The following is a 25,195-nucleotide window of genomic DNA, read 5'->3' on the forward strand; positions in this document are numbered from 1 at the left end:
GAGTCTGCTTAGTTTGAATACGCAGACCGTCTCGACTGCGTATCAATTTGCGTGATTCCCGGTGCGAGGATGGGCAACACCTATTGTTAGGAGATAATGGGCGCATGCGTTACGACGGCCTGGGGAAGCCGACAACCGAATACTCTCGCCATGATTCCGGACACTCGGCTAAGCCTGAGCGCTTGTGGCTGCCCGGATTCGGACGGTTCGAAGGGGTCTTCAACCCTCGCAAAAAGGCGGCAATGCACCAATTGCCCCTGACGATTGCGGTCGTAATTATTGCCGGCACCGCACCGTTATTGAATCCAGATTTGCTGCTGAGCGGACTCTTTCTCGCAGGACTAGTCCTGACAATTGCTCTTTTCGCGGCGTGTTTCCTGATTCCGTGGGGGCGCCTACCAACAGGGGCAATGCTTGCCATCCCCATCCTGGATTTTGTAGCCATTTTGCTCTGCCGGAACGGCGCCGTCGACATCGTCCCTGGCCTGGGCGCGCTTGCGGCCTTCCCTGTCGTCTGGCTGGCTGCGTCCGGTCTGATGCCACTGCTGGCCGCGATAGTCAGCTTCGTTGGACCCTACCTCATTGTCCTTTTCCCCTATTTACTGGACTCCACCACCACTTATGCATCCTTGGTGGACACCCTGTTGCTCCCGACCATGACGCTCGCACTTTTCCTCGTGATGAGAGTCCTCACGCTCCAGATGCGGATGCAACGGCTGGAGTTACAGCAAAAGGCCGATGAGGTGTTAGCCCTTGAGGCACAAAGCGGTGATCGCGAGAGACTCCTCGCTGCCATCCTCGACACGGTCGACGTCGGCGTCCTCGCCGTCGATACGGAAGGAAGGACCTTGCTGTCCAACCGGCAGCAGCAACTGTTCCAGCAGGGAGCGTCACCCCAAGACTGCGACGAAGACATCAGGTTCTTCGGAAGCAAGGGATCCACTCCCCTACCCGAATCGCTGCACCCCATTCGCCGGGCCGCCGAGGGCGAATCCTTCTCCAATAACCTCCTCTGGTTCGGCGAGGGAGACTGTCAACGGGCGGTGTCCACAGCAGCCCGGCCGATGACTGGTAACGGCGGGGAGTTCACCGGCTCGGTCATCGTCTTCACGGACGTCACCGACCTGGTGAAGGCGCTGACGGTGAAGGAGGACTTCGTCGCCAATGTCACGCACGAGTTCAGCACACCACTCACCTCCATTCTCGGCCATCTCGACCTGGTACTTGAGTCCCCGGACGTCCTGACCCCGCATACCCGTGAGTCCCTGGCCATCGCCAGACGGAACGCTGAACGCCTCTCCATCCTGGTTTCGGACCTCCTGTCGGCAGCCTCCGCTTCGATCAACCTGCATGCCAAGCCGACCGAGCTGACGGCTCTTCTGAGCTCCCGGATACGGTCGGCCCGAACGCACGCGACCAACGCCGGAATCACACTCGTTTCGGAGGTACCTCAGTGCCTGTGGGCCATCGCCGATCCAATGAGGATGGGCCAGGTGGTAGATAACCTGCTCTCGAACGCCATCAAATACTCGCCCGATGGTGGAGCCGTCACTGTCCGGGCGCATGCGGGCGAGGGAAAAGTCCTGCTGGAAGTCGAGGACTGCGGAATAGGTATGACCCCGGACGAGACAGCCCTGATTTACGGTCGGTTTTTTCGCGCTCACAGCGCAAGGGAATCGGCGATCCCCGGGGTCGGTTTGGGCCTGGCCATCACCAAGGCAATTGTCGAAGGCCACGGCGGCACGATTCATTGCTCGAGCTCGCTGGGAACCGGTACAAAGTTCACTGTCAGTCTGCCGACAACCATGGCCCATGCGCCGGCAGTCGTTGGCTGACCGGATGACGATCAGGGAATCTGTTGGCAGCGAGGTCCTGGCTTTGCCACGCGCTGCCCGCATCGTGACCGCGGCTGTGACGGCGTTGCTGGTCGGCGCAGTTCTCGTGCGGTTCGGGTGGGCACCCGAGACCCCCGCGTTCATCCTGCTGCCCCTGTTCGGAGTAGTGCTGGCCGTTATCGACCTGCGCACCCGGCTATTGCCGAACGCGCTATTGCTGCCGTTCGCGGCCACCACGCTGGTCCTTCTCCTGGTGTCCAGTGGCCTGTCCGGGGACTGGAACCGGCTGGCCGGCGCGGCCCTGGGCGGTGCTGCCATGTTCGGCATCTACCTTGTGCTTGCACTTGTTTCACCGGGCAGCCTCGGGATGGGCGACGTGAAGCTCGCCGCGGTGCTCGGTCTCTACGGAGGTTATGCCGGACTGACCACCTGGCTGGCAACCCTGCTCGGCGGCTTCCTCCTCGGCGGCCTCATTAGTATCTTCCTGCTTCTCTTCACCAAAGCGTCGGCCCGTTCGGTCTTCCCGTTTGGACCGCCGATGCTCGCCGCGTGCTTCGCTGCGATCGTCGCGTTCGGTTAGCTCCGTAGCCCCGTCACAGTACCGTCCCGCCGCGCACGGGTCTCCTCGGCGCGGGTCCCGATGGCGTCGTCGTCGGGGTACCGGACCTCTTCGAGGACCAGCGGGTGAGGGGCAGCGAGCACCGAGCGAGCCTCCTTGCTGCGCGCGGTGAGCCGTTCGAAGAGCCACTCGGGGTCTTTCTCCCCCACACCCACACGCAACGTGGAGCCGATAAGCCCACGCACCATGTTGTGGCAAAAGGCGTCAGCCTGAATGGCCGCGGTGATGACGCCGTCGTCGCCGCGGCTGAAGTCGAACCGCTGCAACTCGCGGACAGTCGTCGCGCCGGGCCGCGGTTTCACAAAGGAGCGGAAGTCCTGCAGGCCGAGGAGCAGCCGGGCGCCGTCGTTCATCCGGTCGACCTGCAGCTCGTCGGGGTGCCAGAGCGTCACGCCGCGGACCAAGGGGTCCCTCAGTTCGGGACGGTCCGCGATCCGGTAGCTGTAACGACGCCACAGCGCCGAGAACCTGGCATCGAACCCGGTGGGGGCCAGCCCTACCTTCAGAACGACGACGGCGGGCACCTGGTGGCGCTGCCGGTCGACTTTGTTGAGTTCACGGCTGATCGTGGCTCCCAGCCTGCGCATCATTGCCGTTTCCGGGGTCATCTCCTTGCCGCGGCTGAGACCAAACCATTCCGCTGGAGTGAGATCCACATGAGCCACCTGACCGCGGGCGTGGACGCCGGTATCGGTGCGCCCCGCGACCGTCAGCCGAGCGGGACGGCGCAACAGCGTTGCGAGCCCTGCCTCGACCGCTCCCTGTACGGTGAGCAACCCAGGTTGCAGGGCCCACCCGGAGAAGGACGCTCCATCGTAGGCAAGATCGAGCCGGACACGCAAAAGCCCGCTGTCCTCACGAAGGACAGCGGGCTTTTGCTCAGTCATGGTGCTTATTCAGATGCGGAAGAATTACTTCTTGCCGTCGTCTTCGGTGGTGCCTTCTTCGACTACAACAACCTCATCGGCGCCGGCCTCGGCGCTGACGTTGGTGTCCTCAGCGGCGACCTCTTCGGCGGACGATGCTGAATCTGCTGAATCTGCTGAATCGACCGAGTCAGCTGACTCTGGCGAATCCGCTGAATCCGCTGACTCTGGTGAGTCTGGTGAGTCTGGTGAGTCTGCCTCTACCGGAGCGGCTGGAGCTGCGTTCGCCTTGGACTGCTCGGCTTCTGCAACGACTGACTGCTTCGCTGACATTGGCTCCAGAACCAGTTCGATGACGGCCATCGGGGCGTTGTCGCCCTTACGGTTACCGATCTTGGTGATGCGGGTGTAGCCACCTTCGCGCTCGGCAACGGCAGGAGCGATGTCCGTGAACAGCTCATGGACGATGCTCTTGCTGCTGATGACGCCCAGGACGCGACGACGTGAGGCGAGATCCCCCTTCTTCGCGAAGGTGATCAGGCGCTCGGCGTAGGGGCGAAGCCTCTTCGCCTTGGTCACCGTGGTGGTGATGCGCTTGTGCTCGAACAGTGAGGCGGCCAAGTTGGCGAGCATCAGGCGTTCGTGCGCCGGACCGCCTCCGAGACGTGGGCCCTTTGTTGGTGTGGGCATGATTGTTTCTCCTCTAAGTGGTCCTGTCCGCCGCTACCAGCGGCGGACAGGTCTTTCTAACGTTGTTAGAGCTCGTCGTCGCTGTATGCGGCGTCGTCTTCTTCAATGGCTGCTGCGCGAGCCGCGAGGTCGAACCCTGGAGGGGAATCCTTCAGGGACAGACCCAGCTCAACCAGCTTGGCCTTGACCTCATCGATCGACTTGGCACCGAAGTTCCGGATGTCCATCAGGTCGGCCTCGGAGCGCGCAACGAGTTCACCCACGGTGTGGATACCCTCACGCTTGAGGCAGTTGTATGACCGAACAGTCAGCTCGAGATCTTCAATGGGCAGCGCCATGTCGGCTGCCAGGGCAGCGTCCGTTGGCGATGGGCCAATCTCGATGCCTTCGGCGGCGGTGTTCAGCTCACGAGCCAGTCCGAACAGTTCCACCAGGGTGGTACCGGCCGAGGCTACTGCATCGCGGGGGGCGATGGCGTCCTTGGTTTCGACGTCGACGATCAGACGGTCGAAGTCGGTGCGCTGCTCAACACGGGTTGCTTCGACCCGGAAGGTGACCTTCAGGACCGGCGAGTAGATCGAGTCGACCGGGATGCGGCCGATCTCCGAGTCGCCGGACTTGTTCTGTGAGGCCGACACGTAGCCACGCCCACGCTCGATGGTCAGCTCGAGTTCAAACTTCCCCTTCGAGTTCAGGGTGGCGATGTGCAGATCCGGGTTGTGGAACTCGACACCGGCTGGCGGTGCAATGTCCGCCGCGGTGACGACGCCGGGACCCTGCTTGCGCAGGTAGGCGACAACTGGCTCGTCGTGCTCGGAAGACACGGCCAGGTTCTTGATGTTCAGGATGATCTCGGTGACATCTTCCTTGACACCAGGAACCGTGGTGAACTCGTGCAGTACACCGTCGATACGGATGCTGGTTACAGCTGCACCCGGGATCGAGGAAAGCAGGGTGCGGCGGAGTGAGTTTCCGAGGGTGTAGCCGAAACCGGGCTCAAGCGGCTCGATGACGAACCGTGAGCGGTTGTCGGCGACGACTTCTTCAGTCAGGGTGGGGCGCTGTGCAATAAGCACTTACATTTCCTTTCAGGGAGCATCCGCTATATGACGCAACACAAATGGTGGAAAGGGACAGCTAGCAAGCAACGCTTATTAGCTTGGGGATCGGTGTCGAACGCCGCCCTGAACAATCCCGGGTAGTGGAATCATTCAGCGCGGCATTCGCACCGTAAAAGCTAATTAGACGCGGCGACGCTTCGGAGGCCGGCAACCGTTGTGGGCGCTGGGGGTGACATCCTGGATGGAGCCAACCTCCAGGCCAGTGGCCTGCAGCGAGCGGATAGCTGTTTCGCGTCCTGAGCCTGGGCCCTTGACGAAAACGTCGACCTTCTTGACGCCGTGTTCCTGCGCACGCTTGGCGGCAGCCTCGGCTGCCATCTGAGCGGCGAACGGGGTTGACTTACGAGAGCCCTTGAATCCAACTTCACCGGCGGAGGCCCAGGAGATAACTGCTCCTGACGGGTCCGTGATGGACACGATGGTGTTGTTGAAGGTGCTCTTGATGTGCGCCTGTCCAAGCGCGATATTCTTCTTATCCTTGCGACGCGGCTTACGTACCGCTCCACGAGTCTTGGGGGGCATTGCTTCTCCTACGAAAGGTGATGGGTGAGGTGCCGGGACCTGAGGGCCTGGCGAAGGCGAGCTATGGAACCAATCCTGGGCCGCCTGATGAGGAAGCCAGTGGGTGGGCCCATGGCCGCCGGATTCCCTGGCCGGACGAGCGCTAGCGAGTCAGGTTAGGGAGCTGCCAGGGACTAGCGCGCGGCCTTCTTCTTGCCGGCCACGGTGCGCTTGGGGCCCTTACGGGTACGCGCGTTGGTCTTCGTACGCTGTCCGCGTACAGGAAGACCGCGGCGGTGCCGGATGCCTTCGTAGCTTCCGATCTCCACCTTCCGGCGGATGTCGGCGGCTACCTCACGGCGGAGGTCACCTTCGACCTTGTAGTTGACTTCGATGTAGTCACGCAGCTGCAGCAGCTCCGCGTCACTGAGGTCCTTGACGCGCGTATTCGGGCTGATCCCGGTTTCTGCCAGCGTCTGGTCTGCACGGGTCTTGCCCACGCCATAGATATAGGTAAGCGCTATCACTACCCGCTTTTCGCGGGGAATGTCTACGCCAGCGAGACGTGCCATAGTGGCGGTTCTCCTTTGGTGTTTCTGGAGGTCTGAGACAGAGCGGCCTGCTGAGAATCTCAGCTCCCCGGCCTCCGTGCCCGGGGGTGTGCTCCCACTGATCGTGGGAACTGCTCTGCCTTTATGGTTGTACTACTGCAGCGCGTGGGTGGTGCTTCTCCTGAAGAGAAGAACTAGCCCTGACGCTGTTTGTGGCGCGGGTTTTCGCAGATTACGAGTACGTTGCCCTTGCGGCGAACCACCTGGCACTTATCGCAGATCCGCTTGACGCTCGGCTGGACCTTCATGGTTTTCCTTTGCGTTGTTTGCAGATTGTGCTGTAACTACACTCCCTATCCTGAGGCAGGACGGGAGAATTCCTTATTTGTAGCGGTAGACGATACGGCCTCGTGTGAGGTCGTAAGGGCTAAGCTCCACTACCACCCGGTCCTCAGGAAGGATCCGAATATAGTGCTGACGCATTTTTCCCGAGATGTGGGCGAGGACAATGTGACCGTTTGCCAGCTCAACGCGGAACATCGCGTTGGGCAGAGCCTCGTTCACAGTGCCTTCAATCTCAATGACACCGTCTTTCTTGGCCATATCCTCCGCTAACGTCTATGCCAGCCACTTACGCGGTTGGCGATTGGGGTTGTGATCGTTGACCTACTCCCAGCGCAGCAACAGATTCGGGTTACCGGACCGTGCACACGTGGCACCCTAAATGGGCACACGAGTAGAGACAACCAACAGGCAACTCTACGCTAACAGCTGTGAAATGTTAAATCTGAGGCCCGGGAATCAGAGCGCGACGGGCGTGACGCCCAGGGGCGCGAGCTTGGCCGCTCCCCCGTCTTCGGCGCTGAGCACCCAGATGCCGCCGTCGTGCACCGCCACGGTGTGCTCCCACTGACATGACCGCTTGCCGTCAGTGGTGACAACGGTCCAGTCGTCGTCGAGCAAAGTTGTCTCCAGGCCACCAAGAACAAGCATTGGCTCTATCGCCAGACACAGCCCTGGCTTGACCTTGGGACCGCGGTGTCCACTGCGGTAGTTGAGCACGTCGGGCGGCTGGTGCATGGCGGTCCCGATGCCATGCCCAACATAGTCCTGCAGGATCCCTAACGGAGCGCCATCAAGCCCGGAGACGTAGTCGTCAATAGCGTTGCCCACGTCGCCGACATTCCGAGCGTTCGCCAGCGCGGCGATCCCATGCCACATGGCCGACTCTGTCGCGTCGGACAGCCGCTGGTCCTCGGCGCGCGCCTGTCCGACAATCACCGAGCGGGCGGAGTCTGAATGCCAGCCGTCCACGATGGCGCCACCATCAATGGAGAGGATATCTCCGTCCTGCAGCGCATAGTCCCCTGGGATCCCGTGCACAACCTCATGGTTCACCGATGCGCAGATCGATGCGGGGAACCCGTGGTAACCCAGAAAGTTGGACGTTGCTCCCGAAGCCTTCAAGACACCAGCGAACACGTCGTCGAGTTCGCGGGTGGTCACGCCCACCGCGGCAGCGGCTACGGCCTCATCCAGCGCTGCCGAAAGGATCAACCCGGCCTTCCGCATGATGCGGATCTGCTGGTTGTTCTTGTATTCGACCTTCGACTGGCGGAACATCGTCAATCTACCGGGTGCCGTTCAGGGCGCCGACAACTCGTTCGGTGACTTCGTCGATGGCTCCGATACCGTCGACCCGCCTGACGATGCCGCGCCCCTCGTACTGCGAGACAACCTCTTCGGTCTGCTCGTGGTACAGGTCGAGCCGGTGGCGGATGACGGTTTCGTTGTCATCGCTGCGGCCGTCCAGCTCGGCGCGCCCGGTCAGGCGACGGATCAGTTCCTCGTCTGGGGCCGTGAGCTGCAGAACGGCGTCGAGGGTGAGCTCGTTCTGCTTGAGGATGTCATCCAGTTCCACCACCTGCGCTGGTGTGCGCGGGTAGCCGTCGAGGAGGAACCCCTCGCGGACATCGTCTTCCTTCAGACGATCCCGCACCATCGAGTTGGTGACGCTGTCTGGTACGAAGTCTCCGGCGTCCATGTACTTTTTGGCCTCCAGGCCAAGTGGAGTCTCGCGCTTCACGTTGTCCCGGAATATGTCTCCGGTAGAAATCGCGACGACGCCTAGCCGCTCGGAGATCCGCGAAGCCTGTGTGCCTTTGCCGGATCCGGGAGGACCAATTATGAGCATGCGTGTCATCGCAACAACCCTTCGTAGTGACGCTGCTGAAGCTGGGCGTCGATCTGCTTCACCGTTTCGAGTCCAACACCCACCATGATGAGGATTGAAACACCACCGAACGGGAAGTTCTGGTTTGCGTTGATCAGCACGAGCGCGATCAACGGGATCAGTGCTACCAGGCCGAGGTAAAGGGCGCCCGGGAGGGTGATGCGGGACAACACGTACTGCAGGTACTCGGCCGTCGGCCGCCCCGCACGGATGCCCGGAATGAACCCACCGTATTTCTTCATGTTCTCCGAAACCTCGTCCGGGTTGAACGTGATTGCTACGTAGAAGTAGGTGAAGAAGACGATCATGGCGAAGTAGAGAGCCATGTACAGCGGGTGGTCGCCGTTGGCGAGGTAGGTGGTGATGAAGTTGACCCATTCCGGCGGCGGGGTCTGGCCGTCGGTGGGTGTGTTGAACTGCGCGATCAGGCTTGGCAGGTACAACATCGACGACGCGAAGATCACCGGGATGACGCCGGCCATGTTCACCTTGATCGGGATGTAGGTACTGCTTCCCCCGAGCGTGCGTCGACCAACCATCCGTTTGGCGTACTGCACGGGGATTCGACGCTGCGACTGCTCAACAAAGATCACCAGTGCCACCACCACCAGACCGATGGCGATCACTGCCACGAACACCGTCCAGCCCTGGGTGCGGAGGATCTCGCCCAGAGAGGTTGGGAAGCCTGCAGCGATGGCGGTGAAGATGAGCAGTGACATGCCGTTGCCGACTCCACGCTCGGTGATGAGTTCACCCATCCACATGATCAGGCCGGTGCCGGCAGTTAGGGTCAGGATCAAAAGCAGGATGGTGATGATGCTGTCATCCGGGATGATCGGCACTGGACAGTCACCCAGCAGGGCTCCCGATCGGGCCAGGGAAACCAGCGTGGTCGCGTTGAGCAAGGCCAACGCGATGGTCAGGTAACGCGTGTACTGGGTCAGCGTTGACTGCCCCTGCGCGCCTTCCTGATGCAGCTCCTGGAACCGCGGGATGACCACGCGGAGGAGCTGGGTGATGATGCTCGCCGTGATGTAGGGCATGATGCCCAGAGCGAAGATGGACACTTGCAGGAGAGCGCCACCACTGAAGAGGTTCACGAACTCGTAGAGACCGCCCTCGGTGTTGCCGAGCTGCAAACACTGCTGAACATTGCCGTAGTCAACACCGGGCGCGGGGATGAAGGCACCCAGGCGGAAGATGGTGATGATTCCAAGCGTGAACAACAGCTTGCGCCGCAAGTCTGGCGTCCGGAAAGCCCGGCCAATAGCGCTAAGCAAGCGTCCTCCTGAAGGTCTTGGTGTCCATGGCGGACAGATACACAACAACCGAGTCTAACGGTTGAAACCCGGTGCGTCGGACCCGGGGGCGGCTAGGTAAGCCTACTTGGCTGTAAAAAAACTCTTGGTGGGCCGGAATGTTCCGGCCCACCAAGAGTCTAGTTGCTAGATCGGGTAGATCACAGCGGCTCTGAATTAGAGTCCGGTGACCGAACCGCCGGCTGCAGTGATCTTCTCTGCAGCGCTAGCCGAGTACGCGTGCACGGTGACATCGACCTTGACGGTGATATCGCCGGTGCCCAGTACCTTCACGGGCTGGTTCTTGCGAACCGCACCGTTGGCGACCAGGCTGTCGACCGACACCTCGCCACCGTTGGGGTAGAGCTCCGAGATCTTGTCCAGGTTTACAACCTGGAACTCGACCCGGAATGGGTTCTTGAACCCACGCAGTTTAGGAAGGCGCATGTGCAGGGGAAGCTGTCCGCCTGCGAAGCCTGCCTTGACCTGGTAACGGGCCTTGGTTCCCTTCATACCGCGTCCTGCAGTCTTACCCTTGGAGCCTTCGCCACGGCCCACGCGGGTCTTGGCGGTCTTCGCTCCAGGGGCGGGACGCAGGTGGTGGACCTTGAGCGCGTGAACGCGCTCGTTGTCCGGATTGACCGTGGCTGCTGCCACATTCTTCTCTGCCATTAGTTGGCCTCCTCAACCTTCACGAGGTGCGGAACCGTGTTGACCATGCCAACGGTAACGGCATCAGCGGTACGGACAACTGTGTGTCCGATGCGCTTGAGGCCGAGGGACCGCAGGGTGTCGCGCTGGTTCTGCTTGCCGCCAATGACGGACTTGATTTGGGTGATTTCAAGCTTCGCTGAGCTTACTAACACGCGCTTGGGAGTTGCCATTACGCACCTGCCTTTTGTTCCTGCATTGCGCGCAGCATCGACGAGGAAGCCACCTGATCCAGCGGCAACCCACGACGGGCCGCTACTGCCTGAGGCTCTTCCAGCCGCTTCAGCGCGTCAACAGTTGCGTGAACAATGTTGATGGCGTTCGAAGAACCGAGTGATTTGGACAGAACGTCGTGGATGCCGACGCATTCCAGCACAGCACGCACCGGGCCACCGGCGATAACGCCGGTACCTGGGGAGGCTGGGCGGAGCAGGACTACGCCTGCGGCAGCTTCGCCCTGAACCAGGTGAGGAACCGTACCACCGATGCGGGGGACCTTGAAGAAGGACTTCTTGGCCTCTTCAACGCCCTTTGCGATAGCTGACGGAACTTCCTTGGCCTTGCCGTAACCGACGCCGACCATTCCGTTACCGTCGCCAACGACAACCAGGGCGGTGAAGCTGAAACGCCGTCCACCCTTGACTACCTTTGACACACGGTTGATGGCAACCACGCGCTCGACAAACTTGTCTTTGTCGTCGCCGCGGCCACCGTCACGGCCACCACGGCCGCCGTCGCGACCGCCACGGCCACCGTCACGGCCGCCGGCGCCGCTGTTGCGGCCACCACGTTCTCCGCGGGCACCGCCCTTGCGGTCGTCGGCTGCTGCCGTTGCGGGTGCCTCTGTGGCCGGAGCTGCAGCGGCAGGCTGTTCAGTACCTGTACTCAATTCAGGTTCCTTTGCATTGTTTTCCTCGGTCACAGTGCCAACCCACCTTCGCGGGCGCCATCAGCGATGGCGGCAATACGGCCGTGGTACTTGTTGCCGCCGCGGTCGAAGACTACTGCTTCGATTCCCGCGGCCTTGGCACGCTCTGCTACGAGGTTGCCCACGCGCTTAGCTTTGGCGGTCTTGTCGCCGTCGAATGCACGCAGATCGGCTTCGAGGGTCGATGCCGAAGCAACCGTGACACCCAGACCGTCGTCGACAACCTGAACGAACATGTGACGTGCAGACCGGTTGACTACCAGACGCGGGCGGACCGCTGTTCCGGTGATGCGCTTACGCACACGGAGGTGGCGGCGTCCACGCTGGGCGGACTTGCTCTTCGAGCTTCGCTTCTTATTAATGCTGATAGCCATGATTATTTACCAGACTTTCCGACTTTACGGCGAACAACTTCGCCTGCGTAGCGCACGCCCTTGCCCTTATAGGGGTCCGGCTTCCGCAGCTTGCGGATGTTTGCGGCGACTTCGCCGACCTGCTGCTTGCTGATGCCGGAGACGGAAACCTTGGTAGGTCCCTCAACGGTCAGAGTGATGCCCTCCGGTGCCTTGACGGCGACCGGGTGGCTGAAGCCCAGTGCGAACTCCAGGTCGGAACCCTTAGCCTGCACGCGGTAACCGGTGCCGACAATTTCCAGGTTCTTCTTGTATCCGTCAGTGACGCCGGTGATCATGTTGGAGATCAGCGTGCGTGTCAGGCCGTGCAGCGAACGCGATTCGCGCTCGTCGTTGGGCCGGGTGACGGTCAGTGTGCTCTCGTCGAGATCCACCAGGATTGGGCTGGGCACGGTGTGGCTCAGCTCGCCCTTGGCTCCCTTGACGGAGACCACGTTTCCGGTGATTTTTACCTCAACACCCGCGGGAACGGAGATGGGGAGACGTCCAATACGTGACATGTGTTTACTCCTTCTCTGTTCCGGCTACCAGACGTAGGCGAGGACTTCCCCACCCACGCCCTTCTTGGATGCCTGGCGGTCTGTCAGCAGTCCGGAGGACGTGGACAGGATTGCGATACCAAGACCACCCAGCACGTGCGGCAGGTTGGTGGACTTCGCGTAAACACGGAGTCCGGGCTTGGAGATGCGGCGGATGCCGGCGATTGAACGCTGGCGCTCAGGACCGAACTTGAGGTCGATGGTCAGCTTCTTGCCAACCTCCGCTTCCTCTTCCTTCCAGCCTGCGATGTAGCCTTCAGCCTTGAGGATGTCGGCGACGCGAGCTTTGAGCTTGCTGTATGGCATGCTCACGGTGTCGTGGTATGCGGAGTTTGCATTGCGCAGACGTGTCAGCATGTCTGCCACAGGATCTGTCATTGTCATGTGGGCTCTTGCCCTTCCTCGTAACGGTTTCCGGGGCCCGGTTTAGGGTGTTGGACTTGCGCCCTGCCCTGCCCGGTACGGACCTGGAACGTAGTTAGATTAATCTTCGGATTTAAACGGGAAGCCGAGCGCCTTGAGCAGTGCGCGACCTTCGTCATCGGTTTTTGCGGTGGTGACAACGGTGATGTCCATGCCACGTACGCGATCGATCTTGTCCTGGTCGATCTCGTGGAACATTGACTGTTCCGTGAGTCCGAAGGTGTAGTTGCCGTTTCCGTCGAACTGGCGGCCGCTAAGGCCACGGAAGTCGCGGATACGGGGCAGTGCCAGTGACACCAGACGGTCAACGAATTCCCACATCCGGTCGCCACGAAGAGTTGCGTGGCAGCCGATTGGCATTCCCTCGCGCAGCTTGAACTGAGCGATGGATTTGCGGGCCTTGGTGACCTGAGGCTTCTGACCGGTGATCTGGGTCATGTCGCGTACAGCACCATCAATGAGCTTGGAGTCCTTGGCGGCATCTCCAACACCCATGTTCACAACAACCTTGACCAGGCGTGGAACCTGGTTGACGTTGGTGTAACCGAATTCTTCCTGCAGTCCGGACTTGATTTCAGCGGCGTAGCGCGTCTTCAGGCGCGGGGAGATCTTTGTCTCTACGGCTTCGGTAGTCATTAGAGATCCTTCCCTGATGCCTTGGCGACACGAATCCGGACCGTACGCTCTTTACCGTCTTTTTCGACGGTATCGATGCGGTAGCCAACGCGGGTTGGCTTGTTGGTCTCGGGGTCAACCACTGCAACATTGCTGATGTGGATGGGGGCTTCAATGACCTCGATGCCGCCGGTCTTCGAGCCGCGCTGCGACTGTCCAACCTTGGTGTGGCGGGTGACGCGGTTGATTCCCTCGACGAGGACCCGGTTGTTCTCCCGGAATACCTTCAGAACCTTGCCCTGCTTGCCGCGGTCTCCGCCGCGTTCCTGCTTGGCTCCGCTGATGACCTGTACCAGGTCACCCTTCTTGATCTTGAACTTCACTGTCTTATTCGCTCCCATGGATTAGAGCACCTCCGGCGCTAGCGAGATGATCTTCATGAAGCGCTTGTCGCGGAGTTCGCGACCGACGGGACCGAAGATACGCGTACCGCGTGGGTCGCCGTCTGTCTTCAAGATCACCGCAGCGTTCTCGTCAAACTTGATGTAGGAACCATCCGCGCGGCGGCGTTCCTTCTTGGTGCGGACGATAACCGCCTTGACGACGTCGCCCTTCTTTACGTTACCGCCGGGAATTGCATCCTTGACGGTGGCGACAATGACGTCGCCGATGCCTGCGTAGCGACGTCCAGATCCACCGAGAACACGGATTGTCAAGATTTCCTTGGCACCCGTGTTGTCGGCGACCTTAAGTCGCGACTCCTGCTGAATCACTTATTACTCCTGTCGTCGCGCTGGTTCTCTATACGAGCCTTGCGGAACGGATATGGGTTGGCCCCGTAATACTGGTCCTCAGCCTGCGCGGGCGCGAACACGCCTGCGCAAAGAATGCTGAACAAGATTATCGGGCTTTTGTCTCAATCGCCGGTGTGGAAGCTCATACCTCTAACCCACCGGACAGACAAGATTTTCATCTTATCGCGAAAGTGCCCCGGAGGTGAAATCGCAGTGCGATATCACCTCCGGGGCCCAGTCGTAACAGCTGGTTCCCTTGCGGGAGCCTACTTGGCGCGCTCGATTACCTCGACCAGACGCCACCGCTTGGTAGCGGACAGCGGGCGGGTCTCGCTGATGAGAACGTGATCGCCGATGCCGGCGGTGTTCTCTTCATCGTGGACCTTGACCTTGGTGCTGCGGCGAAGAACCTTGCCGTACAGTGCGTGCTTCACCCGGTCCTCAACCTGGACCGTGATGGTCTTTTCCATCTTGTCCGAGACTACGTAGCCACGACGGGTCTTACGGTAGCCGCGGGCCAGATCGTCCGACGTCGTTGCTTCACTCTTCTGTTCACTCACTTGGCGTCCTCCTTAGAAGCCTCGGTGCCTGCGTCAGGCGTGCCCGCATCCGGGGCGTCTTTGGTGGAGGCCTTCTTGGACTTCTTGGCCTTTTCAGGCTTTGCTTCCTCAACGGGAGCAACATAGTCAGGCCGAATGCCGAGCTCACGCTCACGCATCACCGTGTACAGGCGTGCGATATCGCGCTTCACTGAGCGCAAACGCCCGTGATTTTCCAACTGACCCGTAGCGGACTGGAAGCGAAGGTTGAACAACTCTTCCTTACCCCTGCGGAGTTCTTCGACCAGGCGATCACGATCGAAGCCGTCCAACTGCTCGGATGTCAGTTCCTTTGAACCTATAGCCATGTCTACTCACCACCTTCACGACGCACAATGCGTGCCTTCAACGGCAGCTTGTGGATTGCTAGGCGCAATGCTTCGCGGGCTACCTCTTCTGATACACCGGAGAGTTCGAAAAGAACCCGACCCGGCTTGACGTTGGATACCCACCATTCTGGGGAACCCTTACCGGAACCCATACGGGTTTCAGCAGGCTTCTTGGTCAGTGGGCGGTCGGGATAAATGTTGATCCAGACCTTGCCGCCACGCTTGATGTGGCGGGTCATGGCAATACGTGCAGCTTCAATCTGACGGTTCGTGACGTAAGCCGGGCTCAGTGCCTGGATACCCCACTCACCGAAGCTGACCTCAGTGCCACCGGTTGCAGCGCCGGAACGACCCGGGTGGTGCTGCTTACGGAACTTGACTCGACGAGGGATAAGCATTTAAGCCTGTCCTCCTTCCGCTGCTGCCGGAGCTGCAGCTTCAGCCGGTGCGGCAGTTGCCTGCGCCTCGGTAGGAGCGGAACCGGCCGGGTTACGACGACGACGGTCTGCACCGCGGTCTCCGCCGCGGTCAGCGCCAGCTGGGCCACGGCTCGGACGGTCGCTTCCGCCGCCGCGTCCGCGGGACGGTGCAGCTGCAGCCTGGGCTGCAAGCTCCTTGGCGGTGATGTCGCCCTTGTAGATCCAGACCTTCACGCCGATACGGCCGAAGGTGGTCTTGGCTTCGAAGAAGCCGTAATCGATGTTCGCGCGGAGGGTGTGCAGGGGCACACGGCCTTCACGGTAGAACTCGGAACGGCTCATTTCTGCGCCACCCAGACGGCCGGAACACTGGACACGGATGCCCTTCGCTCCTGCACGCTGTGCCGACTGCATAGCCTTCTTCATCGCCCGGCGGAATGCCACGCGTGAGGAGAGCTGCTCAGCAACGCCCTGGGCAACAAGCTGAGCTTCCATCTCGGGGTTCTTGACCTCGAGGATGTTCAGCTGAACCTGCTTGCCGGTCAGTTTCTCCAGCTCGCCGCGAATGCGGTCTGCTTCGGCGCCGCGGCGGCCGATAACGATGCCGGGACGTGCAGTGTGGATATCCACACGAACACGGTCACGGGTGCGCTCGATCTCTACCTTGGCGATGCCGGCGCGATCCATGCCCGTCGCCATAAGCTGACGGATCTTGATGTCCTCGCGGACATAGTCCTTGTACCGCTGACCTGGCTTGTTGCTGTCGGCAAACCAGTGCGAACGGTGGTCCGTGGTGATACCGAGCCTGAACCCATGCGGGTTTACTTTCTGTCCCACTAGCGGACCTGCGCTTTCTCAGGGGTGGCTACTACAACTGTGATGTGGCTAGTCCGCTTCAAAATGCGGAATGCACGGCCCTGGGCGCGCGGTCGGAACCGCTTCATCGTGGGGCCTTCATCAACAAATGCCTCGCTGATGAACAGGTTATCTTCGTCGAATGCGATGCCGTCCCGGTCCGCGAGGACACGGGCGTTGGCGACCGCCGACTGTACTACCTTGAATACCGGCTCTGAAGCTGCCTGCGGGGCGAACTTCAGTATTGCCAGAGCCTCATTCGTCTGCTTTCCACGAACCAGGTTGACGACGCGCCGGGCCTTCATAGGCGTGACACGCGAAAAACGCGCAACTGCCTTGGCTTCCATTGCTTTCCTTCTCTCGTCTTCTGCCGCTCGAGCAGCGCCTAGCGGCGCTTGCCCTTGCGGTCGTCCTTTACATGGCCGCGGAAGGTCCGCGTCGCAGCGAATTCGCCGAGCTTGTGCCCGACCATTGACTCTGTGACAAACACCGGGATGTGCTTGCGCCCGTCGTGCACGGCGATCGTGTGCCCCAGCATGTCGGGGATGATCATTGAGCGGCGGGACCACGTCTTGATGACGTTCTTGGTGCCCTTGTCGTTTTCACGAGCTACCTTCACAAAAAGGTGCTGATCGACGAAGGGGCCTTTCTTCAGGCTGCGTGGCATGTCTCCAGGCTCCTATCGCTTGTTCTTGCCGGAACGACGGCGACGCACAATCAGTGAGTCGCTCTCTTTGTTTTTGCGGCGGGTACGGCCTTCGGCCTTACCGTTCGGGTTCACCGGGTGACGGCCACCAGAGGTCTTACCTTCACCACCACCATGTGGGTGATCAACCGGGTTCATGGCAACGCCACGAACGGTTGGGCGGACGCCCTTCCAGCGCATGCGGCCGGCCTTGCCCCAGTTGATGTTGGACTGTTCTGCGTTTCCAACTTCACCGATGGTGGCCCGGCAGCGAACATCCACGTTGCGGATTTCACCGGATGGGAGGCGGAGCTGCGCGAAGCGGCCCTCTTTGGCAACCAGCTGTACTGACGCACCGGCCGAGCGAGCCATCTTGGCCCCGCCGCCTGGACGCAGTTCCACAGCGTGAATCACGGTACCAACCGGGATGTTACGCAGTGGCAGGTTGTTGCCTGGCTTGATGTCAGCACCGGAACCGGCTTCCACCATGTCGCCCTGCTTCAGGTGGTTAGGTGCAACGATGTAGCGCTTGGTGCCGTCAACGTAGTGGAGCAACGCGATGCGAGCCGTGCGGTTGGGATCGTATTCGATCTCAGCAACGCGGGCGTCAACGCCGTCCTTGTCGTGGCGACGGAAGTCAATCAGGCGGTACTGGCGCTTGTGGCCACCACCCTTGTGACGGGTCGTGATCTTGCCGGTGTTGTTACGTCCACCCTTTTTAGGGAGGGGACGCACCAGGGACTTCTCCGGTGTCGACCGAGTGATTTCTGCGAAGTCAGCAACGCTTGAACCGCGACGGCCAGGCGTTGTTGGCTTGTATTTACGAATAGCCATGTGTCATTTCCTCGTTAAAGTGGTCTCCGCCCTAACCGAGCGGACCGCCGAAGATGTCGATCGTTCCTTCTTTGAGGGTCACGATGGCACGCTTGGTGCCCTTACGCTGCCCCCAGCCGAAGCGGGTGCGCTTGCGCTTACCCGAACGATTGAGTGTGTTGATCGAATCGACCTTGACGGAGAAAATCTTCTCCACGGCCAACTTGATCTCTGTCTTGTTCGAGCGAGGGTCGACCAGGAAGGTGTACTTACCTTCGTCGATCAGGCCATAGCTCTTTTCCGAAACGACCGGCGCAAGGACGACGTCGCGGGGATCTTTGGAGATGGTCGCGCTCACTTGGCGTCCTCCGTAGCTGTTGTGCTCTCGTCAGCATCTACGGTCGAGTCAGCTGACCCGACGAACGTGTCGTAAGCGGCCTTCGTGAAGATCACGTCGTCGGAAACCAGCACGTCATAGGTGTTGAGCTGGTCAACATAGAGGACGTGTACTTCCGGGACGTTCCGCACGGACAGAGCCGTGAGATCGTTGGCGCGCTCGATAACGATGAGCAAGTTTGGACGCTCCGAGATGCTGCGAAGCGCTTCGATTGCACCCTTGGTGGACGGCTTGTCGCCGGATACCAGGGACTCGAGGACGTGGATACGACCGTTGCGTGCCCGATCAGAGAGGGCACCGCGCAGAGCGGCAGCCTTCATCTTCTTGGGGGTGCGCTGGCTGTAATCGCGTGGGGTGGGTCCGTGTACGACGCCGCCACCGGTCATGTGAGGGGCGCGGATCGAACCCTGACGGGCGCGACCTGTTCCCTTCTGCTTGAACGGCTTGCGGCCGGCGCCGGATACCTCTGCGCGGGTCTTCGTCTTGTGCGTACCCTGACGGGCAGCAGCAAGCTGAGCTACAACAACCTGGTGCAGCAAGGGCACGTTGGTCTGCGTGTCGAAGATCTCCGCTGGGAGATCGACGTTGACGGTGTTGACAACTGAGTTCGTGACCATATTGGTCATGCTCCCTTCACGGCGGTACGCACGAGGACGACCTGGCCGCGGGCGCCGGGAACGGCACCCTTGATCAGCAGCAGCGACTTCTCGACATCCACAGCGTGAACTGTGAGGCTCAGAGTGGTCTGACGAACGGCACCCATACGGCCTGCCATTTTCATACCCTTGAAGACGCGGCTAGGGGTGGACGCGCCACCGATAGAGCCGGGCTTGCGGTGGTTCTTGTGGGCACCGTGGGATGCGCCGACGCCGTGGAAGCCGTGACGCTTCATGACACCTGCGAAGCCCTTGCCCTTGGTGGTGCCGATGACGTCGACCTTCTGGCCGGCTTCGAAGATCTCAACAGAGAGCTCCTGGCCCAGCGAGTAGGTGTCAGCATCGGAGGTACGCAGCTCAACTACGTGGCGGCGCGGTGTGACGCCAGCCTTTTCGAAGTGACCGGCCAGTGGCTTGGTCACCTTGCGGGGGTCGATCTGGCCGAAGCCGATCTGGACAGCTGTGTAGCCGTCCTGGTCCGCTGAGCGGAGCTGGGTAATGACGTTGGAGTCAGCCTGGACGACGGTAACCGGTACCAGCAGGTTGTTTTCGTCCCAGACCTGGGTCATTCCGAGCTTGGTGCCCAGAAGACCCTTTACCTGACGCGTAAGTGAAGTAGACATTATGATCCGCTCTCCCTTACAGCTTGATTTCGATGTTCACGTCCGCAGGCAGGTCGAGACGCATCAGCGAATCAACGGCCTTGGGCGTGGGGTCAATGATGTCGATCAGACGCTTGTGAGTACGCATTTCAAAGTGCTCGCGGCTGTCCTTGTATTTGTGCGGTGAGCGGATAACGCAGTACACGTTCTTCTCCGTCGGCAGGGGCACTGGGCCAACTACCGTAGCGCCTGCGCGCGTCACCGTCTCAACGATCTTCCGTGCTGATACGTCGATGACCTCGTGGTCATACGACTTCAGCCGGATGCGGATTTTTTGTCCCGCCATGGCGTCTCGACTCTCTCTCTCAAGAATTCTTGAATATCTGTCAGTTCCTGCACGTGCTGCGCCCGTTGCACTGGCGCTCCTCCCACAGACTGAATCCGGAAGTTTCCGGGTTCCTCACCCTGTGGAGGTACCGACCCCCGCGCTCGGGCGTGTCGCGGATTTTCTGCAAACTGATCCCTCTGTTTGCTTCCACGTTTCCAGCCGAACTGAAATGAGGGTGGTTATATTTGGGCTAACCGCCCGGCGAACACTGACCCTGCATCAGGCATTATCCTGATCGGGACGGTATCTCAAACCGCGCGCGCAAGCGCTTGAACAACTTGTCCAGTTTGCCAGATATCAGGGCATAAGGCGAATCCACGCGGCGACACGCCCCCCGGATAGTGAACTTTGCAGGCACCCACCTTCAAAATAGTGGCCAGGCCGCAGAATCGCCGTCGGGCAACCACTCCCCTGCCGCTCTGCCACTATGCTGCGAACCAAACTGCTGCTGGACCATTCCTTCGGCCCGTTCCCGGACTCTCCCCCACGGGTGAACGCGGCCCAAACCCGACAGAGCGGCCGAAAGCGGCTGGCGCAGCACATATATCTGGGGCGTTTGCCGTTTTCTGCTGCGCTGGTCGGGTTCTACCGCTTCCATCTGAGTGGGCTTCCAGCAATCAATCCCTTGGAGACCAGCAAAGAGAGCAGCCGCTGCGGTTTGTTGACATCCTCCCAGACCCAGCGCACCACAGTAAAACCGAGGGCACGCAGCCGATCTTCGCGGATCTTGTCATCGACCACCACCTGGCTGGCGCTACGTCCGCCCATGTACTCGGGCTTCTGGTATTTGATGAGGGCGTCGAACTCACCAATCAGCCCCCGCTCCCGCCAATAGAAGTCCGTCTGGGCGACGAAGCCCTGGGCATCGCGGAACGTCTTTTGAAGTTCGGGCGGCTGGATCCCGAACAGAGCCATGAGTGCCCGGCTGGCGGACTCCCCCGGGGATTCCGACGCCGGATCGCCAAAGTCCAGCACCATGCCAAACCGATGGTTCGCCGCCGCCGTCCCCAGACATTGCGCTGCGGTCCGTAACTGGACCGGGTCAGTCCTGTTCCGCCGGAGTGAGTCATCCAGCGCGACGACGGCGCTGGGGAAGGTAGTCCCAGTTGCCAGAGCCAAAAGTGTGTAGTTCAACGAGGTCGCGCGTAGACCATCCAACCGTACCTTTGCCGGCTCGTAGTCATCCGTGAAATGGCGGCGGATATCCTTCCGCGATCTGTCGGACCGACGGCCCACCTGTTGCGTGTGAACCACGCGGGGGACACCCAGAATTGGTATTGAATGAATCAGGGCTGCAGTCTCGTGGGAGAAAAGCGGCGGTCGCTGGGCGCTGAGGTTTACTGCCAAGACCAGTACCCGATACCTGTCCCAGCGGTCCAGGTTGTGCCATACCTCGGCCCCCAGGTAGATGCCGTGCCTCACCCGGACCAGGGTGCCGGCTCTGCATTGACGCTGCAGTTGGGTGGGGTCCACGCCTTGCAGTGCCAGTTCCGAGGAAGTCCTCAGGTGGTTACGCAATTCGAGCATACGATTCATACCCCGAGTGTGGCGCGCCAGCGACCGGCCAGGGTGCAACGTCGTCGTTTTGTGGACAACGCTCCCCCGGCCAGCGTCCCGGAACTCTTCTCCCGCAGCCGAAAACGTCCTGCGCTGCGGTAATCGGCAAGCGCTGCAGTAATCGGCAAGCGCTGCAGCTATAGGTGGCGCGGATGCCGATATGTACTGCGCCCGCCGACACCTGCTGCGCCATCAAAAGACCGACGCAAGGGCAAACGCAAAAAGGAAAGGCCCCGCTGCAACTGCAGCGGGGCCTTTCCTCAGTGACTCGTGAAGAGTTACTTGATGATCTTGGTAACGCGTCCTGAGCCTACGGTGCGGCCGCCTTCGCGGATAGCGAAGCCGAGGCCTTCTTCCATAGCGATTGGCTGGATGAGCGCAACGGTCATCTCAGTGTTATCGCCAGGCATAACCATTTCAGTACCCTCAGGGAGAGTAATGACACCGGTGACGTCAGTTGTACGGAAGTAGAACTGAGGGCGGTAGTTGGAGTAGAACGGGTTGTGACGCCCGCCTTCGTCCTTTGCCAGGATGTAGACGTTGGCATCGAAATCGGTGTGCGGGGTGATTGAACCCGGCTTGACGATAACCTGTCCACGCTCAACATCTTCGCGCTTGATTCCGCGGAGCAGGAGACCACAGTTCTCGCCTGCCCATGCTTCGTCGAGCTGCTTGTGGAACATCTCGATACCGGTAACCGTGGTCTTCTGGACCGGACGGATGCCGACGATCTCGATTTCCGAGTTGATCTTCAGGGTTCCACGCTCGGCGCGGCCCGTAACAACGGTGCCACGGCCAGTGATGGTGAAGACGTCTTCAACAGGCATCAGGAACGGCTTGTCCTTGTCGCGGACTGGGTCCGGAACGCTGTTGTCGACTGCGTCCATCAGGTCCTCAACGGACTTGACCCACTCGGGATCGCCCTCAAGTGCCTTCAGGCCGGAGACGCGCACAACTGGTGCCTCGTCGCCGTCGAAGCCCTGCGCGCTGAGCAGCTCGCGGACCTCCATCTCGACGAGATCAAGCAGTTCCTCGTCGTCGACCATGTCGGACTTGTTCAGCGCGACCAGCAGGTAGGGAACGCCAACCTGGCGGGCGAGCAGAACGTGCTCGCGGGTCTGAGCCATCGGGCCGTCGGTCGCAGCAACCACGAGGATTGCTCCGTCCATCTGTGCGGCGCCGGTGATCATGTTCTTGATGTAGTCAGCGTGGCCGGGAGCGTCTACGTGTGCGTAGTGGCGCTTCTCGGTCTGGTACTCAACATGCGAGATGTTGATGGTGATGCCGCGCTGCTTCTCCTCGGGGGCCGAGTCGATGGACGCGAAGTCGCGTGCCTCGTTGAGATTGGGGTACTTGTCGTACAGCACCTTGGAAATGGCAGCCGTCAACGTCGTCTTTCCATGGTCAACGTGACCGATGGTTCCGATGTTAACGTGCGGCTTAGTCCGCTCGAACTTTGCCTTCGCCACGGGTTCCTCCTAGAACGTTTTGAGAAGATTTGCTTCCCAGCCGCGCTGTTCGCGGCTGAAACTGTTGCAAGTCTACTGGGGGCTTTTACTTTGATGAAATTACTGCATGCTGCAGGAGCCGGATGGCTCCTGCAGCTGGTCTGCGGAAAAGTTATTCGCCGCGGGTCTTCTGGATGATCTCGTCGGCAACTGCCTTCGGAACTTCCGAGTAGCTGTCGAACTTCATCGAGTACACCGCGCGGCCCTGGGTCTTCGACCGCAGGTCACCGATGTATCCGAACATACCCGACAGGGGCACCATGGCCTTGATGACCTTGACACCGCTGGCGTCCTCCATGGACTGCATCTGGCCACGACGTGAGTTGAGGTCACCGATAACTTCACCCATGTATTCCTCAGGGGTGCGGACTTCAACTTCCATCAATGGTTCGAGCAGGACAGGATTAGCCATCCGTGCCGCTTCCTTGAACGCCATCCGGCCAGCGATCTTGAACGCCATTTCGGACGAGTCAACATCGTGGTAAGCGCCGTCGAGCAGCACAGCCTTGATGCCGACAACCGGGTAACCGGCCAAGACGCCGTCGTTGAGGGCATCCTGGATGCCCGCGTCGACGCTGGGGATGTATTCGCGAGGGATACGACCACCGGTGACTTTGTTGTCGAACGCGTACAGGACGCCGTCTTCAACTTCCATCGGCTCGATGGCGATCTGGATCTTCGCGAACTGACCCGATCCACCCGTCTGCTTCTTGTGGGTGTAGTCGTGCTTGGCAACGGCGCGCTTGATCGTCTCGCGGTAAGCAACCTGGGGCTTGCCCACGTTGGCTTCGACGCGGAACTCGCGGCGCATGCGGTCCACCAGGATGTCCAGGTGAAGCTCGCCCATGCCGGCGATGATCGTCTGGCCAGTGTCAACGTTGAGGGAGACCTGGAAGGTCGGGTCCTCAGCGGAGAGCTTCTGGATAGCCGTTGACAGCTTCTCCTGGTCGCCCTTGGTCTTCGGTTCAATCGCAACCGAGATCACTGGGTCAGGGAAGCTCATCGACTCGAGCACGATCTGGTTGGCACTGTCCGACAGCGTGTCGCCGGTGGTGGTGTCTTTCAGACCGATGGCTGCGTAGATGTGACCTGCAAGGGCTTCCTCAACGGGGATTTCCTTGTTGGCGTGCATCTGGAACAGCTTGCCGATGCGCTCCTTCTTGTTCTTCGTGGAGTTGGTCACCTGCGTGCCAGCCGAAATCTGGCCGGAGTACACGCGGATGAACGTCAACTGTCCGAAGAACGGGTGGGTAGCGACCTTGAAGGCCAGAGCCGAGAACGGCTCTTCGGTGCTCGGCTTGCGAGTCAGTTCGATTTCCTCGTCCCGGGGATCGTGACCGATCATCGGGGGAACATCCAGTGGATTCGGGAGGTAGTCGACAACAGCGTCAAGCATCGGCTGAACGCCGCGGTTCTTGAACGCTGAGCCACACAGGACCGGGTAGATCTCCGAAGCAATGGTCAGCTTACGGATTCCAGCCTTGATCTCGGCAACCGAAGGTTCTTCGCCGGCGAGGTACTTCTCCATGAGCTCGTCGTCAGCTTCGGCAACGGCTTCGAGCAGACGCGCCCGGTAGTCGTTAGCCTTCTCCACGAGGTCAGCCGGGATCTCTTCGATCTCGTACTTGGCACCCATGGTGACGTCACCCTTGGAGTCGCCGCGCCAGGTCAGCGCGCGCATTTCCACGAGGTCGATGACGCCTTCGAAGTCGTTCTCCGCGCCGATTGGCAGCTGGATGACCAGCGGCTTGGCGCCGAGACGGCTGATGATGGTGTCAACGGTGAAGTAGAAGTCGGCGCCCAGCTTGTCCATCTTGTTGACGAAGCAGATACGGGGAACTTCATACTTGTCAGCCTGGCGCCAGACGGTCTCGGACTGCGGTTCTACGCCTTCCTTGCCATCGAACACTGCCACTGCACCGTCGAGGACGCGCAATGAGCGCTCAACCTCTACCGTGAAGTCGACGTGGCCCGGGGTGTCGATGATGTTGATCTGGTTGTTGTTCCAGAAGCAGGTCACGGCGGCGCTCGTGATGGTGATGCCGCGTTCCTTTTCCTGTTCCATCCAGTCAGTCGTGGAGGCGCCGTCGTGCGTCTCGCCGATCTTGTGGTTTACACCCGTGTAGAACAGGATGCGCTCGGTAGTAGTGGTCTTGCCGGCATCAATGTGGGCCATGATGCCGATATTGCGGACCTTGTTGAGGTCGGTAAGCACGTCCTGTGCCACGGTGTCTCCCTTATTCTTGGGTT

35 protein-coding genes are annotated in these 25,195 nt (G+C 60.5%); 2 read left to right on the forward strand and 33 right to left on the reverse strand.

Translation table 11 applies throughout. The features are described from left to right. Positions 1 to 242: 242 nt before the first annotated feature. Both ACX80Z_RS02400 and ACX80Z_RS02405 read left to right on the forward strand, forming a co-directional pair. Positions 243 to 1,835, forward strand: a complete 1,593-nt coding sequence (locus tag ACX80Z_RS02400; protein WP_459314816.1) for a sensor histidine kinase — start codon at positions 243 to 245, stop codon at positions 1,833 to 1,835. Then, complete coding sequence (locus ACX80Z_RS02405; RefSeq protein ID WP_459314817.1) at positions 1,813 to 2,415, forward strand: prepilin peptidase; 603 nt, start codon at positions 1,813 to 1,815, stop codon at positions 2,413 to 2,415. The genes ACX80Z_RS02400 and ACX80Z_RS02405 overlap by 23 nt, the downstream gene beginning before the upstream one ends. On the opposite strand, the gene ACX80Z_RS02410 is transcribed toward ACX80Z_RS02405, so the two are convergent. From ACX80Z_RS02410 to fusA, 33 genes are all read right to left on the reverse strand, one after another. Next, the gene (locus ACX80Z_RS02410) at positions 2,412 to 3,341 is read right to left on the reverse strand and encodes a tRNA pseudouridine synthase A (RefSeq protein WP_459314818.1); all 930 of its coding nucleotides are present in this window, start codon (positions 3,339 to 3,341) and stop codon (positions 2,412 to 2,414) included. The two genes, ACX80Z_RS02405 and ACX80Z_RS02410, sit on opposite strands and share 4 nt — an antisense overlap. A gap of 24 nt (positions 3,342 to 3,365) precedes the next feature. After that, positions 3,366 to 4,010 (reverse strand): 50S ribosomal protein L17, encoded by a 645-nt coding sequence (gene rplQ / locus ACX80Z_RS02415; RefSeq protein WP_459314819.1) that lies wholly within the window; start codon positions 4,008 to 4,010, stop codon positions 3,366 to 3,368. Positions 4,011 to 4,075: 65 nt separating this feature from the next. Then, complete coding sequence (locus ACX80Z_RS02420; RefSeq protein ID WP_019481518.1) at positions 4,076 to 5,086, reverse strand: DNA-directed RNA polymerase subunit alpha; 1,011 nt, start codon at positions 5,084 to 5,086, stop codon at positions 4,076 to 4,078. Between the two features lie 165 nt (positions 5,087 to 5,251). Continuing rightward, positions 5,252 to 5,653, reverse strand: a complete 402-nt coding sequence (gene rpsK / locus ACX80Z_RS02425; protein WP_019481517.1) for a 30S ribosomal protein S11 — start codon at positions 5,651 to 5,653, stop codon at positions 5,252 to 5,254. A gap of 173 nt (positions 5,654 to 5,826) precedes the next feature. Continuing rightward, positions 5,827 to 6,204 (reverse strand): 30S ribosomal protein S13, encoded by a 378-nt coding sequence (gene rpsM, locus ACX80Z_RS02430; RefSeq protein WP_019481516.1) that lies wholly within the window; start codon positions 6,202 to 6,204, stop codon positions 5,827 to 5,829. 173 nt (positions 6,205 to 6,377) lie between these two features. Then, on the reverse strand, positions 6,378 to 6,491 hold the full coding sequence (gene rpmJ, locus ACX80Z_RS02435) for a 50S ribosomal protein L36 (RefSeq protein ID WP_024475611.1): 114 nt from the start codon (positions 6,489 to 6,491) through the stop codon (positions 6,378 to 6,380). Between the two features lie 73 nt (positions 6,492 to 6,564). Continuing rightward, positions 6,565 to 6,786 (reverse strand): translation initiation factor IF-1, encoded by a 222-nt coding sequence (gene infA / locus ACX80Z_RS02440; RefSeq protein WP_019481515.1) that lies wholly within the window; start codon positions 6,784 to 6,786, stop codon positions 6,565 to 6,567. A gap of 198 nt (positions 6,787 to 6,984) precedes the next feature. Continuing rightward, positions 6,985 to 7,806, reverse strand: coding sequence for a type I methionyl aminopeptidase (gene map, locus ACX80Z_RS02445; protein ID WP_019481514.1), 822 nt, complete (start codon positions 7,804 to 7,806; stop codon positions 6,985 to 6,987). A 7-nt stretch (positions 7,807 to 7,813) separates the two neighbouring features. Beyond that, entirely contained in the window at positions 7,814 to 8,386 is a 573-nt protein-coding gene (locus ACX80Z_RS02450; protein ID WP_019481513.1) for an adenylate kinase, read from the reverse strand. Next, positions 8,383 to 9,696, reverse strand: coding sequence for a preprotein translocase subunit SecY (gene secY, locus ACX80Z_RS02455; protein ID WP_026040899.1), 1,314 nt, complete (start codon positions 9,694 to 9,696; stop codon positions 8,383 to 8,385). The genes ACX80Z_RS02450 and secY overlap by 4 nt, the downstream gene beginning before the upstream one ends. A 195-nt stretch (positions 9,697 to 9,891) precedes the next feature. Continuing rightward, positions 9,892 to 10,386, reverse strand: coding sequence for a 50S ribosomal protein L15 (rplO, locus tag ACX80Z_RS02460; protein WP_019481511.1), 495 nt, complete (start codon positions 10,384 to 10,386; stop codon positions 9,892 to 9,894). Beyond that, positions 10,386 to 10,598, reverse strand: coding sequence for a 50S ribosomal protein L30 (rpmD, locus tag ACX80Z_RS02465; protein ID WP_019481510.1), 213 nt, complete (start codon positions 10,596 to 10,598; stop codon positions 10,386 to 10,388). The genes rplO and rpmD overlap by 1 nt, the downstream gene beginning before the upstream one ends. Next, on the reverse strand, positions 10,598 to 11,347 hold the full coding sequence (gene rpsE, locus ACX80Z_RS02470; protein ID WP_019481509.1) for a 30S ribosomal protein S5: 750 nt from the start codon (positions 11,345 to 11,347) through the stop codon (positions 10,598 to 10,600). Before rpsE ends, rpmD begins: the two co-directional genes overlap by 1 nt. After that, positions 11,344 to 11,727, reverse strand: a complete 384-nt coding sequence (rplR, locus tag ACX80Z_RS02475) for a 50S ribosomal protein L18 (RefSeq protein WP_019481508.1) — start codon at positions 11,725 to 11,727, stop codon at positions 11,344 to 11,346. Before rplR ends, rpsE begins: the two co-directional genes overlap by 4 nt. Before the next feature lie 2 nt (positions 11,728 to 11,729). Continuing rightward, entirely contained in the window at positions 11,730 to 12,266 is a 537-nt protein-coding gene (rplF, locus tag ACX80Z_RS02480; protein WP_019481507.1) for a 50S ribosomal protein L6, read from the reverse strand. Positions 12,267 to 12,290: 24 nt separating this feature from the next. After that, positions 12,291 to 12,689 carry a 30S ribosomal protein S8 gene (gene rpsH, locus ACX80Z_RS02485; RefSeq protein WP_019481506.1) on the reverse strand — a complete coding sequence of 133 codons (399 nt, stop codon included), beginning with the start codon at positions 12,687 to 12,689 and terminating at the stop codon, positions 12,291 to 12,293. 99 nt (positions 12,690 to 12,788) lie between these two features. Then, positions 12,789 to 13,364: a 50S ribosomal protein L5 gene (rplE, locus tag ACX80Z_RS02490; protein WP_019481505.1), complete on the reverse strand. Its 576-nt coding sequence runs from the start codon at positions 13,362 to 13,364 to the stop codon at positions 12,789 to 12,791. Continuing rightward, on the reverse strand, positions 13,364 to 13,744 hold the full coding sequence (gene rplX, locus ACX80Z_RS02495) for a 50S ribosomal protein L24 (protein WP_019481504.1): 381 nt from the start codon (positions 13,742 to 13,744) through the stop codon (positions 13,364 to 13,366). The genes rplE and rplX overlap by 1 nt, the downstream gene beginning before the upstream one ends. A 3-nt stretch (positions 13,745 to 13,747) precedes the next feature. Continuing rightward, positions 13,748 to 14,116, reverse strand: coding sequence for a 50S ribosomal protein L14 (gene rplN, locus ACX80Z_RS02500; protein WP_019481503.1), 369 nt, complete (start codon positions 14,114 to 14,116; stop codon positions 13,748 to 13,750). 287 nt (positions 14,117 to 14,403) lie between these two features. After that, the gene (gene rpsQ, locus ACX80Z_RS02505; RefSeq protein WP_019481502.1) at positions 14,404 to 14,697 is read right to left on the reverse strand and encodes a 30S ribosomal protein S17; all 294 of its coding nucleotides are present in this window, start codon (positions 14,695 to 14,697) and stop codon (positions 14,404 to 14,406) included. After that, complete coding sequence (gene rpmC / locus ACX80Z_RS02510) at positions 14,694 to 15,044, reverse strand: 50S ribosomal protein L29 (RefSeq protein ID WP_459314820.1); 351 nt, start codon at positions 15,042 to 15,044, stop codon at positions 14,694 to 14,696. Before rpmC ends, rpsQ begins: the two co-directional genes overlap by 4 nt. Positions 15,045 to 15,046: 2 nt before the next feature. Next, positions 15,047 to 15,463, reverse strand: coding sequence for a 50S ribosomal protein L16 (gene rplP / locus ACX80Z_RS02515; protein ID WP_019481500.1), 417 nt, complete (start codon positions 15,461 to 15,463; stop codon positions 15,047 to 15,049). Next, positions 15,464 to 16,321 (reverse strand): 30S ribosomal protein S3, encoded by an 858-nt coding sequence (gene rpsC, locus ACX80Z_RS02520; RefSeq protein ID WP_019481499.1) that lies wholly within the window; start codon positions 16,319 to 16,321, stop codon positions 15,464 to 15,466. After that, complete coding sequence (gene rplV / locus ACX80Z_RS02525; RefSeq protein WP_019481498.1) at positions 16,321 to 16,686, reverse strand: 50S ribosomal protein L22; 366 nt, start codon at positions 16,684 to 16,686, stop codon at positions 16,321 to 16,323. Before rplV ends, rpsC begins: the two co-directional genes overlap by 1 nt. 38 nt (positions 16,687 to 16,724) lie before the next feature. Then, positions 16,725 to 17,006, reverse strand: coding sequence for a 30S ribosomal protein S19 (rpsS, locus tag ACX80Z_RS02530; protein ID WP_019481497.1), 282 nt, complete (start codon positions 17,004 to 17,006; stop codon positions 16,725 to 16,727). A 12-nt stretch (positions 17,007 to 17,018) separates the two neighbouring features. Next, positions 17,019 to 17,858, reverse strand: coding sequence for a 50S ribosomal protein L2 (rplB, locus tag ACX80Z_RS02535; protein ID WP_459314822.1), 840 nt, complete (start codon positions 17,856 to 17,858; stop codon positions 17,019 to 17,021). 31 nt (positions 17,859 to 17,889) lie between these two features. Beyond that, a complete protein-coding gene (rplW, locus tag ACX80Z_RS02540) occupies positions 17,890 to 18,195 on the reverse strand; it encodes a 50S ribosomal protein L23 (RefSeq protein WP_019481495.1) in 306 nt (101 codons plus the stop codon). Continuing rightward, positions 18,192 to 18,860, reverse strand: a complete 669-nt coding sequence (gene rplD / locus ACX80Z_RS02545; protein WP_019481494.1) for a 50S ribosomal protein L4 — start codon at positions 18,858 to 18,860, stop codon at positions 18,192 to 18,194. Before rplD ends, rplW begins: the two co-directional genes overlap by 4 nt. Further along, positions 18,857 to 19,513, reverse strand: a complete 657-nt coding sequence (rplC, locus tag ACX80Z_RS02550; protein WP_024475622.1) for a 50S ribosomal protein L3 — start codon at positions 19,511 to 19,513, stop codon at positions 18,857 to 18,859. The genes rplD and rplC overlap by 4 nt, the downstream gene beginning before the upstream one ends. A gap of 16 nt (positions 19,514 to 19,529) precedes the next feature. After that, positions 19,530 to 19,838: a 30S ribosomal protein S10 gene (gene rpsJ / locus ACX80Z_RS02555; RefSeq protein ID WP_003803825.1), complete on the reverse strand. Its 309-nt coding sequence runs from the start codon at positions 19,836 to 19,838 to the stop codon at positions 19,530 to 19,532. Positions 19,839 to 20,465: 627 nt separating this feature from the next. Beyond that, positions 20,466 to 21,416, reverse strand: a complete 951-nt coding sequence (locus ACX80Z_RS02560; RefSeq protein WP_459314823.1) for a type IV toxin-antitoxin system AbiEi family antitoxin domain-containing protein — start codon at positions 21,414 to 21,416, stop codon at positions 20,466 to 20,468. Positions 21,417 to 21,715: 299 nt separating this feature from the next. Further along, positions 21,716 to 22,906, reverse strand: coding sequence for an elongation factor Tu (gene tuf / locus ACX80Z_RS02565; protein ID WP_019481491.1), 1,191 nt, complete (start codon positions 22,904 to 22,906; stop codon positions 21,716 to 21,718). Positions 22,907 to 23,057: 151 nt separating this feature from the next. Next, a complete protein-coding gene (gene fusA, locus ACX80Z_RS02570; protein WP_019481490.1) occupies positions 23,058 to 25,172 on the reverse strand; it encodes an elongation factor G in 2,115 nt (704 codons plus the stop codon). Positions 25,173 to 25,195 lie beyond the last annotated feature (23 nt).

It is taken from the genome of Arthrobacter sp. TMT4-20, assembly GCF_054510775.1.